This is a genomic window from Pseudonocardia sp. ICBG601 (assembly GCF_020496245.1).
In genome coordinates this window covers 463,103-478,544 of record NZ_JAHLJA010000152.1, presented here as the reverse complement: position 1 = coordinate 478,544, position 15,442 = coordinate 463,103, and the positions used below count along the sequence as shown (strand labels likewise).

Sequence of the window (15,442 nt, the reverse complement as noted above, 5' to 3'; positions counted from 1 at the left end):
GCCCCCTCCGACCGGAGGGTGGTCACGGTGCCGGGAGGGCCGGGTACCCGACCGGGGTCCGGTCGCCCTCCCAGCCCCAGCGGCGCACCGGGACCGAGGTGACGTCGTAGGCGTCGACGGCGAGGTCGGTGTCGATCCGGGTGACCGAGCCCCAGTCGGCCTGGTCCGGGTCGTCGGCGGTGTCGATCCGGGTCGCGACGACCTGCTCGGTGGTGGTGCGGCGCATCGCCGCGAAGCTGCCCCCGGCGACGTCGGCGAACGACACGTCCACGGCGAACCCCAGCGACGACGGGCCCAGCACCAGGTAGCGCGGGGTCTGCACCAGCCCGGCCCGGACGGCGGGCAGGTCGCGCAGGCAGGGCGCCGACCAGAGGATCGACCAGTCGACGTAGACCGGGCCGTCGGCGTCGCGCAGCATCGGCACCACCGGCGCCGGGGTGAGCATCCGCGGGGCGGCCGCGGCCACCCAGCCGCCCGGCCCGACGGCGGTGTCGACGGCGTGCACCCGCACCCGGTCGACGTCCGCCGGGAACGCGGAGACGGGCACCCGCACGGTGCGCCAGGCCGGCCGGTCCAGCGGCACGGCCTCCTGCACCCGCTCGGTGGGGTAGGTGCCGCGGGCACCGGTCGCGGTGTCGTCGAGCGACACGCGCCCGTCCGGGCCCGGCGACCCGGCGCGGGCGTACTCCAGCTCCAGGGTGTTGCCCTGCCCGGTCCGCCCGGCGACGTCGACCGACAGCACCCGGTCGCCCGGTCCCGGCGCGACGGTGAACCAGCGGGTCCGGAGCTCGCCGGTGGTGCCCGGGCCGCCGTCGAGACTGCCCCAGGCGAGCTCGCCGCGCGGCGGGGCGTCGACCCAGCCACGGCCTTCGGCGAACCCGGTGAGGGTGTCGGCGCCGCCCGCGGCGGGCAGCGCGCCCGCGTCGACCGGAACCGTGACGTGGTCGAGGATCCCGCAGGTGTCGCGGCCGGTCAGCTCGCTCCACATCTGTCCGCCGACGCTGTAGCCCCCGCCCTGGCGCACCGGGGCGACGACGAACGACGCCACCACCACCGACACCCCGGTGACCAGGGCGACCACCACGACCCCGGCGGGCAGCGCCGCCGCGGCCCGGGCCGTGGACTCCCGCCGTGTCCGGTGCCGTCGTCGTCCCGCGACGGTGGACACCACCAGCACCGCCACCGCCACCACGGCCCACACCGCGGGCGAGTTCAGCGGCGCGAACGGCCCGTCGGCGCGCGGCACGCCCCAGCCCGACCACAGGAACCACTCGTTGCGTCCGGAGAAGGCCAGCGCGGCCAGCACGACCGCCGCCAGGGTCCCGGCGGCGGCCGCGCCGCGCACGGTCGGGTCGGCGGGCCGCCGGGCCGCGGTCACCACCAGCACCGCCCCCGCGGCGACGGCGAGCGCCCCGGTCCCGGCGAGCGTCCCGAAGTAGTGGGTCCACTTCGACGGCGCCGGGGTGAGCAGCACGAACCCGAGTGCGAGCCCGGCCAGGGGGACCGGTGTCCACCGCAGACCCGGACCCCACCGGTGCGCGCCGCGGGCGACCAGCGGCAGCGCCGCGACCAGCATCGCGACGGCGAGCAGCACCGGCACCCGGCGGCCGAGGCCGCCCTGCTCGGTGCCGAACCCCAGCAGGTAGCTCCAGCGGCGCAGCTCCTGGAACCACGGTGTGGCCGGGCCGTAGAACTGGTGCATCTCGGTGGCCCGCGCGACCGTGTACAGGCTCTGCCCGGTGAAGACGGGGGTGAGCCCGGCCGCGGCGATCCCGGCCGCGGCGACGGTCGCCGCGACTCCGACTGCGAGCCCCCCGCCGCCGTGGCGGGTGACCCGCCGCCACAGCGCCGGGAGCAGCAGCACCAGCGGACCGGCGACGGTCACCGCCGACGGCGTCACCGCCAGTGCCAGCCCCGAGGCCAGGGCGGCGGCCGCGGTCCACGTCCCGCCGCGGCGCCCGGGCCGGGCGGCGGCGCGCAGCGCACAGCACAGCGCCGCGGTCGTCGCGAGCGCCGCGAACGGCTCCGGGCGGACCCCGAGGTTCAGCGGCAGCCACCACGCCAGCAGCGCGACGCCGAGCGTGCCCCGCACCCAGGCCCGGCGGTGGTGGCGTGCCAGCACCGCCGGCAGCGCGACCCGCGACAGCAGCAGCCACACCGCGATCCCGGCGAGCACCGACGGCACGCGCAGCACCAGCGGCCCCACCCCGGTCTCGGCGAGCGCCCGGACCATACGGATCACCAGCGTGTACGGCGCCTCCGAGGCGTTGCCCCAGCGGTAGACGTTGCCGAAGTCGCCGGTCGCGGTGCCGGTCGCGTTGCGCGCGATCGCCTCGGTGAAGCCGTCGTCGGTGGACAGCGGCCCGAGCACCGTCCACACCGCGAGGGTGACGACGACGAGCACGTCCGCGGCGGCCCGCCCGATCCCGGCCGGGGTGCCCACCGCGGCCAGCCGGGCCCGCCGGAGCCGGGCCGCGCCACGGCGGCGCCGGAACCGGTCACCGGCCAGGCGGGCCAGCAGCACCGCGGCGACGGCGGCGGCGAGCCACTGCAGCCCGATCAGCGCGGTCTTGGCCGGCGACGACGCGGCGGCGAACCAGTCCGCGGTGCGCGCGGTGACCCGCAGGCCGTCGGCGTCGGCGGGGGAGAGCTGGGTGGTGAACGCGGCGACCGCGCGTACGACGTCGCCGGAGAAGGCGCGCGGGGCGGCGTCGCCGAGGGTGACCCGGGACCCGGCCTCGTCGGTGTCGAGGACCAGCCCGCAGTCGTCGCCGGGCGGGACGGGGGCGCGCAGCAGCTCACGGCCCCCGACCAGGACCCGCAGCTCCCCGCCCGGTCCGGTGAGCACGGCGAACCCGATCCCGGTTGCACCGGGCCGTTCCGAGGCCACGACGGTCGTCGCCGTCCCGGTGTCGGCGGAGCGGGCCTGCGCGGCGCGCAGCACCCGGCAGCCGACGTCGACGCGCACCGCCTCCGGCGCGTAGGGCTGGAACGCCGCCGTCGTCGACACCGGCTGCTCGCCCGCCCGGGGCCAGGTCACGGTCGTGCTGCGGGTGTCGACGGGGGCGAACGGCACCAGCGCGGCGAGCAGGCCCGCGAGCAGGCCGGCGAGCAGGGTCGCGACCACCAGGCGGCGGGGGACGGACGGCGGGGCGGGGTGGGCTGAGGGGTGCATCGACTTCCGGATCGACTCGGCGGGGGGAGCGCGGCGGGGCCGGCCCGCCCGTCAGACCGCGGTGACCGGCACCGTGTGCCGGCCGGTCGCGCCGTCGGGGATCGAGACCTGTTCCCGTTCCGTCTGCACCGTGCCGGTCCGGTCGGTCGCGCGCACGCGCAGGGTGTGTTCGCCGGGTCCCAGTTCGATCTCGGTGCGCCACATCCGCCAGGTGTCGGCAGCGACGTCAGCGCCGAGGCGGGCCGGGACCCAGGTCCCGCCGTCGACGGCGACCTCGACCCGGGTGATGCCGAGGTGCGGCGCCCACGACGTCCCGGCGACGACGACCCGCCCGGCCGGGACCGACGCCCCGGCGACCGGCGTGTCGATGCGGGACTGGGTCTTCACCGGGCCCTCGCGGGCCCAGCCGCGCTCGGCCCAGTACGGGGTGGCCGCGTCCCAGGTGGTCACCTCGATGTCGGTGATCCACTTGCAGCCGGAGACGTAGCCGTAGAGGCCGGGGACGACCATGCGCACCGGGAAGCCGTGCTCGACCGGCAGCGCCTCGCCGTTCATGCCGAACGCGAGCAGGGCGTCGCGGCCGTCGGTGACGACGTCGACCGGGGTGCCGGTGGTGAACCCGTCGACGCTGGTGGACAGCAGCTGCTGGGCCCCGGGCCCGACCCCGGCCTCGGCGAGCAGGTCGGCCAGGCGCACCCCGGTGAACCGCGCGTTGGAGATCAGCGCGCCGCCGACCGGGTTGGACACGCACACCATCGTGATCGGCACCTCGACGACCCGGCGGGCCCGCAGCTGGTCCAGGGAGAGGGTCAGCTCGCGCTCGACCATGCCGTGCACCCGCAGGGTCCACGACGCGGCGTCGACCCGCGGGACCTGCAGCGCGGTGTCGATCCGGTAGAAGTCCGCGGTCGGGGTCAGCCAGGCCGGTGCGCCCGGCAGGGTCGCGTCCGGCGGGAGCGCCGGTACCGGCGGGGCGGGCGGCAGCGCGAGTGCCGCGGGCCCGGACGTCGACGGCGCGGCGGCGAGCAGCCGCCCGGCGACGGTCGCCCCCAGCGACACGACCGCGACCCCGCCGGCCAGCGAGAGGGCCCGCCGGCGCGACAGCGGCGCTGCGGCGCCCAGGCCGTCCCGGGCCGCCCGGGTGAACGCGGCGTGCACCGCGAGGAACACCGTCGGCCCGACGAGGAGCGCCACGGCGGGGGCGAGCAGGTCGACCGGCCGGAACGCGGGTGCGAGCACCGTGGTGACCAGGGCGGTCACCCCCATCGCGACCACGACCGCCACGCCCGGGGCGGGCCGTCGCCGGGCCAGGAGCCCGGCGGCCACGGCCAGCCCGGTGATCACCAGCGCCATCCCGGTCAGCAGTGCGAGCTTGTCGGCGGTGCCGAACGTGGCGATCGCGAACTGCTTCAGCCACTCCGGGGTCAGCCGGACGAACTGGTCGCCGACGGTCAGTAACGGCGACGACGCCGGCGCCACCAGCCCCGCGACGAGGTCGCCCACGGCGAGGGCCGAGCCGACGCCGAGAAGACCGGTGACCACCGCCCGCGGCCGGGTGAGGGACTCGGCGGGGCGGATCGGGGTCGCGGTCACACCAGGGTGTTCGTACGACGACGGGCCCGGGGTTCGCACCCCGGGCCCGTCGTGTCGTGCTGTCGGTCGTCAGCTCTTGGGCATGAGGACCTTGTCGATCACGAACACGGTGGCGTTCGCGGTCGGGATGTTGCCGCAGAGGATGTTGGCGGTGTTGCCCTGCCCGTCGGTGACGGTGGGGGCCTCGGCGGTGCCGCCGATGGTGAGGTCACCGCCGGCCAGCTCGGTCAGGGTCTTCTTCTCCACGATTCCCGCGGCGTCCAGGCGCTCCGGGGTCACGTGGTAGGAGAGCAGGCCCTGCAGCGCGGAGGTGTCGGCCAGCAGGGCGTTGAACTTCTCGTCGCCGAGCTGCTTCTGCACCGCGGTGAAGGCGTCGTTCGCCGGGGCGAAGACGGTGATGCCCTTCTGCTGGTTCAGGGTGTCGGCCAGGCCGGGGACCTTGCCGACGGCGGTGACCAGCGTGGTCAGCAGCGGGTTGGTGCTCGCGGCGGTGGCGACCGGCTGCGGGCCCATCGAGTCGAGCGAGCCGGGCTCGTCGCCCTGCGGCAGCTGGCTGCAGGCCGGGCCGAAGACGTCGTCGTTGGTGGTGACGCCGTCGGCGGCGGCGGTGGTCGCCGGCGCCGAGGAGGAGGCCGGGGCCGCGGCCGGCGGGGTGGAGGAGTCGCTGCCGCCGCCACAGGCGGTGAGGCCGAGCGAGAGGGCGGCGAGCAGGCCGACGGTGGCGAGGGTGCGAGAGGCGCGCATGGCTGAATTCCCTTTCGAGGAAACTGTCTGTCCTGTGTGGACTGTCGATGAATTGTTCGGGCTGTGGGGCCGGGCGGTTCGGGGTCTCCGGGAAGTTTCCGGATCTTTTTTCCGAGAGCCTCGGGAATCGGTTCAGACGACGGTGACGATGGTGCTGGGCCAGCCCGTCGCGCCGTCCGGGATCGGTTCGACGCGGACGTCGGTCTGAACGAGCCCGCGGCGGTCGGTGGCGCGGGCGGTGAGGGTGTGGCTGCCGGGGGAGAGGTCGAGCTCGGCCCGCCACATCCGCCAGGTGTTCGGGTTGACCTCGGTGGCCAGCTCGGCGCGCACCCAGGGTCCGTCGTCGGCGCGGACCTCGACGGCGGTGATCCCGACCGGCTGTGCCCACGCGACCCCGGCGACCTGCACACGTCCGGCCGGGAGCTTCGAGAACCCGACCGGGGCGTCGATGCGGCACTGGGTCTTGATCGGGGCGCGCTCGGCCCAGCCCCGGTCGCGCCAGTAGACGCTGCGCTCGGCGAAGGTCGTCAGCTCGATGTCGGCGAGCCACTTGGTGGCCGAGACGTAGCCGTAGAGGCCGGGGACGACCATGCGCACGGGGAAGCCGTGCTCGACCGGCAGCGCCTCGCCGTTCATGCCGAGTGCGAGCAGCGCGCCGCGGCCGGGCTCCAGCACGGTCGCGGTCGGGGTGCCCGCGGTCCAGCCGTCGCGGCTGGTGGACACGATCTGGTCCGCGGACGGGTCGACGCCGGCCTCCAGCAGCAGCGGGGCCAGCTCGACGCCGACGAAGTCCGCGGTGGACACCAGGTTCCCGCCGACCGTGTTGGACACGCAGGTCATCGTGATCGTGCGCTGCACCAACGGGCGTCGCAGCAGGTCGTCGACGGTGAGGACGAGCTCGCGCCCGACCCGGCCGTGCACCCGCAGCGACCAGTCCTCGGCCCGGACCGCGGGGATCGTCAGGGCGACGTCGATCCGGTAGAAGTCGGCGTTCGGCGTCACGAACGGGACGGTGCCGAGCTGGGGGAACGCGGCCGAGGCGGGCACCGGCGGGGCGGTCTCGGCGAGCGTCGCCGCGGCCAGCCTGCCGGTCAGCGCGGCCCGCGAGGCCGCGATCCCGCTGCCCGAGGAGGACAGCGCCAGGCCGGCGCCGCCCGCGACGAGCGTCCCGGCGGCGACGGCGGCCGAGGCCCCGGCGAGCACGGTGCGCCGGGGGACCCCGGCACCGCTCCCGCCGCCCTCGGTGCGTGTCCCACCGGGACGGCGGGCGAGGCGGTCCAGCCCCCGCTGCACCGCCACGCCCACCACCAGTGCGACGACCGGTGCGGGCAGGTCGGTCGCGGTCGGCACCGGACCGGTCAGCACCGCGGCCACCGCGAGCAGCCCCAGCGCGGCGACGGCCGCGGTCCCCACCGCGGGCCGTCGTCGCGCCGCGAGCCCGGCCAGTGCGCCGAGCAGCACCAGCAGCACGCCGATCCCGGTGAGCAGGACCGGCTTGTCGGCCGTCCCGAACGCGGACTTGGCGAACTCCACGACCGGCTGCGGCGAGAGCCGCACGACCGCGTCGCCGACGGCCACGAAGGGCGACGACGCCGGCGCCACCAGGGCCGCCACGAGGTGCCCCGATGCCACCGCCGCGGCGATCGCCAGCAGTTCCACCAGGATCGCCACGGAACGCGACGGAAGGGCCAGGGGCCCGTTTCCCTCGGTCCGGTTCTCGGTCAGCACGACCGTTCTTCGGAACCGGCGGCGGAAACGGTTCGACCGGGTTCCGACGATTCCGCCGCGGAACGGGTCAGGTCAGGCCGAGCGAGTCCGGCTGCGCCGGGACCGGGACGTCGGCGCCGAGCCCCTTCTGCGCCGCCGCGGTCCGGACGGCCTCGATCACCAGCGGCAGCGCGGCGCGTCGTGCGGTGGTGGTGCGGTAGGCCAGCGACACCGTGCGGGTCAGGGAGTCGCCGAGCGCGACGATGTCGACCCCCGGCGGGCGCAGCGCCAGGCCCAGGTCGGTCACCAGGGTGACGCCGAGCCCGGCCGCGACCATCGCCATCGCGGTGGCCTGCTCCTCGACCTCGTGGTCGATCCGCGGCTCGAAGCCCGCGCTCTGACAGGCCAGCCGGGCCGCCTGCCCGAAGTGCGACCGGGCGGGCGAGACGATCCACGGGTGCTCGGCCAGCTCCGACAGCATCACGCTCGCGGCCGGCACCGCCCCGGCGGGCACCGCCGCGTAGACCCGCTCGACGGCGATGACCGCTCGCTCCAGGCCCTTGTCCCACGTCATCGGGTAGTTCGAGTAGTCGATGACGAACGACAGGTCGAGCTCGCCGTCGCGCACCGCGGCCGCGGTCTCCTCCGGGGCGAGCTCGCGGGTGCGGACCTCGACACCGGGGTGGGTACGGGCCAGCGCGGTCAGCGCGTCGGGCAGCAGGCCCGAGGCGACCGAGGCCCACACCCCGGCGGTGAGCTTGGCCGCAACGGTCTCGCCCGCCTCCTCCAGGGCCTGGGTGGCGCGCTCGACCGAGGCGAGGATCTCCTCGGCGTGCTCGGCCAGCAGGACCCCGAGGTCGGTGAGCTGGACCCGGCGACCTCTCCGTTCGAACAGGCGGGTCCCGACGTCGCGCTCGAGCTGCGCGAGCTGCTGGGACACCGCCGACGCCGTGTAGTGCAGCGCGGTCGCCGCCGCCGTGATGGTTCCCCGCCGGTGCAGCTCGCGCAGCATCCGCAGCCGAGACAGGGACAGCTCCATGTGGCTGAGCCTATTGCGCTGTGCAGGAACGGTGAACAGCGCCGTGAATGATCCGTAAATGGACGCGGGGCCGGGTGCGACCGCAACCTGGGGCCACCGGTCGGGAACGACTGCGGCCGGGGGACGACGAGGTCCGCGATGTCGACGAGACCGGAACGGCCCCTGGCGGCGACGACCGGTGCAGCACGAGCAGGAGGTGGGTCGCCATGACGACGATGCAGAACCCGGCCGGGAGCACCCCGCAGACGGCGGCCACGGCCGCCCCGTACGTCTCCGGCGCCCCGGCGCCCACCGTCGCTCCGGTCGTCCGCCGCCCCGAGCCGTACATGCGCCTGCAGTGGAACGACGCCGTGACCGGCGCCGTCGGCTACCTGGTCGTGCACACCCTGCGGGCCGGGCTCGCCACCGGCGGCACCCGGATGCGGGCCGGCTGCACGTTGTCCGAGGTCGAGGACCTCGCACGCGGCATGGCCAACAAGACCGCCACCTTCGACCTGCCGATCGGCGGGGCCAAGGGCGGCATCGACTTCGACCCGAAGGACCCGCGCGCCGTCGAGGTGCTGGAGCGGTTCTGCGAGGCCATGCGCCCCTGGATCGACGCGCACTGGGTGACCGCGGAGGACCTCGGCGTCCCGCAGCACCTGATCGACGAGGTCTTCGAGAAGATCGGCCTCGGCCAGAGTTACCACGCCGCGATCAGCCGCGCCGCCGACCCGGCCGCCACCCTGGAGCGGGTGCGCACCGGGCTGACCGCCGAGGTCGACGGCGGGTTCGAGCTGGGCGACGTGATCGGCGGCTACGGCGTCGCGCACGCCTGCCTGGCCTCCGCGGTGTCCTGGGGCCAGATCCCGGCCGACACCACGGTCGCGATCCAGGGCGTCGGCACGATGGGCGGTGCGGCCGCCTACTACCTGTACGAGGCCGGGATGAAGGTCACCACGCTGGCCGACGCCGCGGGCACCCTGCACTGCGCCGACGGGCTCGACGTGCCCGCGCTGCTGGACCTGCGCGACGGCTTCGGCGAGATCGACCGCACCCGGCTGCCCGCCGGTGTCGAGCAGCTCCCGCGCACCGCGATCCTCTCCGCCGAGGTCGACATCCTGGTGCCGGCCGCGATCTCCTACGCGATCACCCCGGACAACTCCTACGACGTCCGCGCCCGCGTGGTCGTCGAGGCCGCGAACGCCGCGACCACCCCGGAGGCCGAGGCCATGCTCGCCGCCCGCGGCGTGCCGGTGCTGCCGGACTTCGTCGCCAACGCCGGTGCGGTCGCCTGGGCCTGGTGGCTGCTGCTCGGTGAGGTCGACGACGACCCGCAGAACTCCTTCGACCGGCTGCGCACCGTGATGCACGCCAAGGTCGCGCAGCTGCTGGCCGCGTGGTCCGAGGACGGCGTCACCCCGCGCGAGACCGGGCACCGCTGGGCCGACGACCCCGCCCCGACCACCGGGCCGGTCGTCATCCCCTGACCCGCTCCACCCGCGGCGCCCCGTGACGCCGCGCGGCACCCCGTGCACCGGGGGCCGCGCGTCGGGACGGGGCGCCGCGGCGTGCCGGGGGACCGGCGCGGGCCCGGTGTCAGGCGGCGAGGGCGGCGATGCGGGTGGCGAAGGCGCCCACCGGACCCCGCAGGACTACGGCGGCGGCGGAACGGGTCGGGGGGCGTCCTCGGCGAGGAGGTCTCGGTAGCGCTCCAGCATCACCAGCAACCGGCGCACGCGGTCGGTGTCGACCATCAGCGCAACCCCTCCCGCGCGACACGGGCGAGGAAGGTACGGGTCGTCTCCTCCAGGACGGGGCGGAACTCGATCCAGCGCATCCGGGCGTCCACCTCGAACCGGACCCGTGCGACCTCGTCGGCGCTGAACAGCAGCCGGCCGGACTCCGCGACCCGGCCGCGCAGCTCGAGGCCCGCCCGCCCGAGGTCGACGACGTCCACCCCGGTCCCGAGCAGGGCGGCCAGGTCGGCGGCGAGCAGCTCGGTGGCGACGGGAGCGGGCTCACCGGCGAACAGCACTGCCACGTCGTGGTCGCTGTCCGGCCGCGCGGTCCCGGTGGCGCGCGACCCGAACAGGTAGGCCACCGCGACGTCGTGCGCGGTGAACACCGGGTCGAGATCGGGATCCACGACGGTCATCGTGGCACACCCCGGCGCCCCGCCGCGGGCATCGACCCGGATGCTCCTCCCATGACCCCCGCGACCTCCCCGCCCGCGCCGCAGATCGTCCTCGGCACCATGAACCTCGGCACCCGTGTCGACGAGGCCACCTCGTTCGCGCTGCTCGACCGCTTCGTCGAGCGCGGCGGGGTGTGGCTCGACACCGCCGACGTCTACGCCTTCTGGAACGACCCGGCCGGGGAGATCGGGGCGAGCGAGCGGGTGCTCGGCGCCTGGCTCGCCGCCCGGCCCGGGGTGCGCGAGCAGGTCCGGATCTCCACCAAGACCGGGGTGCGCGGCGGGCTCGGCGCCACCGCGGTGCGCGACGCGGCCGCCGGCAGCCTGGCCCGGCTCGGCGTCGAGGCCGTCGACCTGTTCTGGGCGCACACCGAGGACCGAGCGACCGGCCTCGACGAGACCGTCGCCGCGCTCGGCGCGCTGGTCACCGACGGACTGGCCGGGCGGCTCGGCGCGTCCAACCACGCCGCGTGGCGGGTGGAGCGGGCCCGTGCGAGCGCCGCGGCCCAGGGCGTCGCCGGGTTCGACGCCGTCCAGTACCGGCACTCCTACGTGGTCCCGCGGCCCGGTGCGGCGCTGCCGGACTCCGGGCACATGCTGCTGGGCGCCGACGCCGCGGACCTCGCGACCGCCGAGGACCTGACCCTGTGGGCCTACACCCCGCTGGTCAACGGGGCGCTGACCCGCGCCGACCGCGCCCTGCCCGACGCCTACGACCACCCCGGCACCACCGCGCGGCTGGCCGCGCTCGACGCTGTCGCCGCCGACACCGGCGCGACCCGCAACCAGGTCGTGCTCGCCTGGATCACCACCGGCGGCCACGGCCGGACCGGGCTGGCGGGCGAGCAGGCCGTCGGGCCGGCGTGGCCGCTGGTCGGGGTCAGCCGCACCGCCCAGCTCGACGAGGCCCTCGACGCCCGTGACCTGCACCTCACCGGGGAGCACCGGGCCCGGCTCGACGGCGCGGCGTGACCGCTGCCGGGGCGCGCCGCGGCGGGGGTGCTCAGCCCCGGCGGTCGTCCCGGTCGCGGTCCGCCCCGAACTCCCGGTCGTGACGCAGGCGGGCGTCGACGTGCTGCTCGGCGCGTCGCGCCTCCCGGGTCGACGCGGCCGCCCCCACCGGGTAGCCGGCCTTCATCACCCGGGTCTCGCACGCCTCGACCACGTAGACCGTCGAGTAGAAGTAGCCGATCACCGCGCCGGAGGCGATGGCGCCCAGCCGCACCCACGCCGGGCCGGGCACCACCAGGAACAGCAGGGCCAGCAGCGGGATCAGCTGGACCGTCGTGCGGATCAGGTGGCGCAGCACCCAGGTGCGGGTCGTGACGTCGTGCAGCACCCAGCGCCGGTTCCGGGCCGGCAGCCGGGCACCGAAGGCGTAGGCCACCCAGCGGAACGGGTTCGGACGCCGGATCCGGTCGTCCATCGGAAGCTCCCCCTCATCGGATCGCGCACCCGGGTCAGACACCCGGATGCCGGACGAGCACCGCGAACGGGTCCGTCCAGTGCCGTCCGCCGTTCTGCGGGGCGACGGTCACCCCGTCGGCACCCGGCAGCGGCTGTGGCAGCGGTCTGCCCGCCGCCGCGTCGGCCACGAGCTCGCGGACCCGTTGCCCGGCCCGATGGTAGAACTCCAGCTGCACCGCGCGGCCGAACAGTCCGAAGCCGAGCCGGAACAGCGGGTTCGGGATGTGCGCGGGCCGGGAGAACGCGCGGATGACGAACTCGACGTCGCCGGTCGTGAGGTCCTTGACCACCTCGTAGGTGAGCCGCCCCTCCTCCAGGTGTCCGTGCAGGGTCTCGTAGGTCCAGCCCCAGACGCGCCGGCCGTCGACGGTCTCGTCGACGAGACCGGTCACGCGGACGCCGAGGTGGAAGCGCATCGGCCCGAACCGGCCCTCCAGCAGCATGTCCCGCCCCAGCAGCGGGTCGGACGGGCGGAACACGCCGCGCAGCCGGTTCGGGGCGGTGAACTGGTAGTCGCGCAGCACCGCGCAGGCACGTTCCCACGGGCCGTCGGGGACCGGGTCGCCGGGCGGCTCGGTGCCGACCAGGGCCCGGCCGTGGTCGACGTGCCAGCGCGGGTCACGGGTGTCGGTGGGGGTCTCGGCGTCGTCGAAGTTCACGCCGCGTGCGGCGAGCCCGTCCAGGTCGGCGCGACGGTCTCCGGGGGCGGGGCGCTTCAGGACCGACGGCCCTTCTCCTCGCGCCGCATCGAGTCGCCGATCAGCCAGAACATCGACGGCCACAGGCCGACGAAGACGGCGCGGCGTTCGGCGTTGCCGCGCTCGTCCTGGTCCACGGTCTTCGCGCGCAGCCACAGCGCGATGGAGAAGCCCACCGAGCCGAGGGAGAACCACTGGAGCTGGGCACCGCGCAACCCGACCCGGTGCAGGACACGTCCGACCGTCATGGCGGTTCCTTCCCCGCTCCCGGCGGATGTAATCCCGCAGAGGGGGTACGTCCACGCCGTGCGGACTCCCAGGACGGCCACGACGAGAGATCGGTCCACCCCGGTGACGGGGGACCGGCGGTCCCGGCGGGTGTCGGCGGTGCTGCGCTGGCCGGTGGGCCTGGCGCTGGTGTCGTGGCGCTACTTCTGGCGCACCACACCGATCCACCGCAGCGACGTCGTCGGGGACCTGGGGGACCTGCCACCCGCCTCGCCGCAGGGCGCCGAGGGCGACGACGTCCAGCGCCCGTCGGACGGGGTCGGGACCCTGCTGCACCGGCGCTACAGCGTGCGCATCCGCGGGTCCCGGCTGAGCCCCGAGGAGCTCATGACGCGCCTCGCCGCGGACCCCGACCGCTGGTCACCGGAGTTCGCGGTGTTCCGCCGCACCCGTGGTGAGCCCGGCGGGATGGCCGTCGGCGACGAGTTCCTGATCCGCATGCCCGGCCCGTGGGACGGCCCGGTGCGGGTGGCCGCCGCCGGGCCGACCGGGTTCTCCTTCGTCACCCTGCACGGGCACCTGGAGGCCGGCCGGATCGACTTCCGCACCCGTCGCGACCCGGACCACCCGGAGATGCTGCGCTTCGACATCGAGTCCTGGGCGCGGCCCGGGGACCGGCTGTCGCACGTGCTCTACAACACCCTGCGGGTGGCCAAGGAGGTGCAGTTCAACATGTGGACGCACGCCTGCATCCGGGCGGCCGCCATCGCGGGCGGCCGCCCGGACGGCGGCGTGACGGTGCGCACCCGGCGGTTCGCGACTGCCGGATGACGCGGCGGGCCTCACCGGGCGGCCCGCACCTCGCGGATCATGACGACCCCGAGCCCGGCGACGGCGATCCCGCGCAGCAGCTCCACGTGCAGCCCGCTGAGCACCGGGGCCTCCGGCAGCGGCACGAACAGCAGCAGCGACCCGGCCAGCGCGGCCGCGCCGATCCAGCGCGGCACCCCGGCGGTGCGCATCAGTGCCACACCCATCAGCGCCAGCCCGGCCAGGAAGACCAGCCCGCCGACCATCTGCAGCAGCGCGAAACCGGGGGCGGCGAGGATGCTGCCGTCGTCGGGGACCAGCTCCGGGGCGGCCTGCGCGATCGCGGGCGCCACCAGCCCCTCGACGACGAGGTGGCCCTGCGCGCTCAGCGCGTTGCCCAGGAAGTACAGGCCGAACCCGAGCGTGCCGAGCACACCGGCCCGCGGGGCGAACCAGCCCCAGGCCGCGGGCAGGCCCATCATCAGCGCGAGCGCGCCGGCGTAGATCGACAGCTGCGCCCACGGCGAGCCGGGGGCGAGCAGGGACGCGACGGAGTGGGCGTTCCCGTCGACGACGGGGTGGGCGACGCCACCGGCGAGCGAGAGCACGGCGGAGGCGAGCAGCATCACGCCGCCGCCCACCACCAGGCGTCGCCGGGCGGGGTCGACGGCGGGGACGGCCGGGGCGGTGGGGGCTGTGGGGGAGTCCTGCACGGTCACGGTGGGTCCTTCCGGAAGGGGCGCGTCCGGTCGGTCCGGCGCGACCCGACCACCGTGCGTCCGGCCGCTTGCAGCCCACTTGCGGACGGGCTGCGGACGCCGCGGGCACTGTCGCCCGGGCGCGGGGCGGGGCAGACTCGCCGATCATGAGCACCGACGCTCCCGCCTTCACCGAGATCTCCTACGACGTCGACGACCGGGTCGCCACGATCACCCTCGACCGCCCGGACCGCCTCAACGCGTTCACCCCGACGATGGCCCGCGAGCTGATCGCCGCCTACGACCGCGCCGACGCCGACGACACCGTCCGCGCGATCGTGCTCACCGGCCGCGGCCGCGGCTTCTGCGCCGGCGCCGACCTGGGCCGCGGCGGGGCGTCGTTCGACCCCACCGACCCGCAGCGCGCCGCCGACCGGGCGGGCGTCGGCACCATCGGCGGCGTCGTCCGCGACGGCGGCGGCACCGTGACCATGCGGATGGCGGCCCTGCGCACCCCGGTGATCGCCGCCGTCAACGGGCCCGCGGTCGGCATCGGGGCGACGATGACGCTGCCCGCCGACATCCGGCTGGCCGGGGCCTCGGCCCGGTTCGGGTTCGTGTTCGCCCGCCGCGGGCTCGTCCCCGAGGCCGCGTCGAGCTGGTTCCTGCCGCGCATCGTCGGCGTCTCCCGGGCCATGGAGTGGGCCGCGACCGGCCGGGTGTTCGACGCCGCCGAGGCCCTCGACGGACGCCTGGTCTCCCGTGTCCTGCCCGACGACGAGCTGCTCGGCGCCGCCCGCGCGATCGCCCGCGAGATCGCCGACAACACCTCCGCGGTGTCGGTCGCGCTGACCCGCCAGCTGCTGTGGGGGATGCTCGGCTCACCCACCCCGTGGGACGCCCATCGCGCCGACTCGGCCGCGATCGCGCACCTCGGGCAGGGCCGCGACGTCGCCGAGGGTGTCACCTCGTTCCTGGAGAAGCGCCCGCCCGCCTTCCCCGACACCGTCACCGACGACTACCCCGGCCACGTCCTGCCGCACTGGCCCGCGCCGCCCGCCGACCTGACGGACTGAAATCCGGGTGCGCCGGCGACCCCGGCGCCCC

General features: G+C 76.0%; 14 protein-coding genes. 4 read left to right on the top strand and 10 right to left on the bottom strand.

Features of this window, described 5'->3' with window-relative positions:
* Positions 1–22 precede the first annotated feature (22 nt).
* The 5 genes from KPL57_RS52590 to KPL57_RS52570 form a co-directional block, all read right to left on the bottom strand.
* Complete coding sequence (locus KPL57_RS52590; RefSeq protein WP_226357902.1) at positions 23–3,175, bottom strand: arabinosyltransferase domain-containing protein; 3,153 nt, start codon at positions 3,173–3,175, stop codon at positions 23–25.
* A 51-nt stretch (positions 3,176–3,226) separates the two neighbouring features.
* Entirely contained in the window at positions 3,227–4,768 is a 1,542-nt protein-coding gene (locus KPL57_RS52585; RefSeq protein ID WP_226357901.1) for a sulfite oxidase, read from the bottom strand.
* A 69-nt stretch (positions 4,769–4,837) separates the two neighbouring features.
* Entirely contained in the window at positions 4,838–5,512 is a 675-nt protein-coding gene (locus KPL57_RS52580; protein WP_226357900.1) for a fasciclin domain-containing protein, read from the bottom strand.
* A gap of 132 nt (positions 5,513–5,644) precedes the next feature.
* Entirely contained in the window at positions 5,645–7,183 is a 1,539-nt protein-coding gene (locus KPL57_RS52575) for a molybdopterin-dependent oxidoreductase (RefSeq protein ID WP_226357899.1), read from the bottom strand.
* A 124-nt stretch (positions 7,184–7,307) separates the two neighbouring features.
* Complete coding sequence (locus KPL57_RS52570; protein ID WP_226357898.1) at positions 7,308–8,258, bottom strand: LysR family transcriptional regulator; 951 nt, start codon at positions 8,256–8,258, stop codon at positions 7,308–7,310.
* A 326-nt stretch (positions 8,259–8,584) separates the two neighbouring features.
* Here KPL57_RS52570 and KPL57_RS52565 point away from each other — a divergent pair, with 326 nt between their 5' ends.
* Entirely contained in the window at positions 8,585–9,727 is a 1,143-nt protein-coding gene (locus KPL57_RS52565) for a Glu/Leu/Phe/Val dehydrogenase dimerization domain-containing protein (RefSeq protein ID WP_073574454.1), read from the top strand.
* A 266-nt stretch (positions 9,728–9,993) separates the two neighbouring features.
* On the opposite strand, the gene KPL57_RS52560 is transcribed toward KPL57_RS52565, so the two are convergent.
* On the bottom strand, positions 9,994–10,395 hold the full coding sequence (locus KPL57_RS52560) for a nucleotidyltransferase domain-containing protein (protein ID WP_226357897.1): 402 nt from the start codon (positions 10,393–10,395) through the stop codon (positions 9,994–9,996).
* Positions 10,396–10,446: 51 nt separating this feature from the next.
* Here KPL57_RS52560 and KPL57_RS52555 point away from each other — a divergent pair, with 51 nt between their 5' ends.
* Entirely contained in the window at positions 10,447–11,406 is a 960-nt protein-coding gene (locus tag KPL57_RS52555; RefSeq protein WP_226357896.1) for an aldo/keto reductase, read from the top strand.
* Between the two features lie 31 nt (positions 11,407–11,437).
* Here the strand turns inward: KPL57_RS52555 and KPL57_RS52550 are convergent, their stop codons facing one another.
* The 3 genes from KPL57_RS52550 to KPL57_RS52540 are packed head-to-tail and all read right to left on the bottom strand — an operon-like array spanning position 11,438 to position 12,847.
* Positions 11,438–11,860: a DUF5313 family protein gene (locus tag KPL57_RS52550; protein WP_226357895.1), complete on the bottom strand. Its 423-nt coding sequence runs from the start codon at positions 11,858–11,860 to the stop codon at positions 11,438–11,440.
* Positions 11,861–11,894: 34 nt separating this feature from the next.
* Complete coding sequence (locus KPL57_RS52545) at positions 11,895–12,560, bottom strand: DUF1990 family protein (protein ID WP_224402003.1); 666 nt, start codon at positions 12,558–12,560, stop codon at positions 11,895–11,897.
* Between the two features lie 56 nt (positions 12,561–12,616).
* On the bottom strand, positions 12,617–12,847 hold the full coding sequence (locus KPL57_RS52540; protein ID WP_062403384.1) for a hypothetical protein: 231 nt from the start codon (positions 12,845–12,847) through the stop codon (positions 12,617–12,619).
* A gap of 103 nt (positions 12,848–12,950) precedes the next feature.
* Between KPL57_RS52540 and KPL57_RS52535 the strand changes: the two genes are divergently transcribed.
* A complete protein-coding gene (locus tag KPL57_RS52535) occupies positions 12,951–13,658 on the top strand; it encodes a DUF1990 family protein (protein ID WP_226357894.1) in 708 nt (235 codons plus the stop codon).
* Between the two features lie 11 nt (positions 13,659–13,669).
* Here KPL57_RS52535 and KPL57_RS52530 read toward each other — a convergent pair whose 3' ends face one another.
* Positions 13,670–14,356, bottom strand: coding sequence for a hypothetical protein (locus tag KPL57_RS52530; RefSeq protein WP_226357893.1), 687 nt, complete (start codon positions 14,354–14,356; stop codon positions 13,670–13,672).
* Between the two features lie 146 nt (positions 14,357–14,502).
* Here KPL57_RS52530 and KPL57_RS52525 point away from each other — a divergent pair, with 146 nt between their 5' ends.
* The gene (locus tag KPL57_RS52525) at positions 14,503–15,411 is read left to right on the top strand and encodes an enoyl-CoA hydratase-related protein (protein WP_226357892.1); all 909 of its coding nucleotides are present in this window, start codon (positions 14,503–14,505) and stop codon (positions 15,409–15,411) included.
* The last annotated feature ends 31 nt before the right edge of the window (positions 15,412–15,442 follow it).

Coding starts and splice junctions, on each gene's coding strand:
- KPL57_RS52540 (WP_062403384.1), bottom strand. CDS start 12,847: ATGACGGTCGGACGTGTCCTGCACCGGGTCGGGTTGCGCGGTGCCCAG.
- KPL57_RS52560 (WP_226357897.1), bottom strand. CDS start 10,395: ATGACCGTCGTGGATCCCGATCTCGACCCGGTGTTCACCGCGCACGAC.
- KPL57_RS52570 (WP_226357898.1), bottom strand. CDS start 8,258: ATGGAGCTGTCCCTGTCTCGGCTGCGGATGCTGCGCGAGCTGCACCGG.
- KPL57_RS52565 (WP_073574454.1), top strand. CDS start 8,585: ATGCGCCTGCAGTGGAACGACGCCGTGACCGGCGCCGTCGGCTACCTG.
- KPL57_RS52590 (WP_226357902.1), bottom strand. CDS start 3,175: ATGCACCCCTCAGCCCACCCCGCCCCGCCGTCCGTCCCCCGCCGCCTG.
- KPL57_RS52525 (WP_226357892.1), top strand. CDS start 14,503: ATGAGCACCGACGCTCCCGCCTTCACCGAGATCTCCTACGACGTCGAC.
- KPL57_RS52580 (WP_226357900.1), bottom strand. CDS start 5,512: ATGCGCGCCTCTCGCACCCTCGCCACCGTCGGCCTGCTCGCCGCCCTC.
- KPL57_RS52555 (WP_226357896.1), top strand. CDS start 10,447: ATGACCCCCGCGACCTCCCCGCCCGCGCCGCAGATCGTCCTCGGCACC.
- KPL57_RS52550 (WP_226357895.1), bottom strand. CDS start 11,860: ATGGACGACCGGATCCGGCGTCCGAACCCGTTCCGCTGGGTGGCCTAC.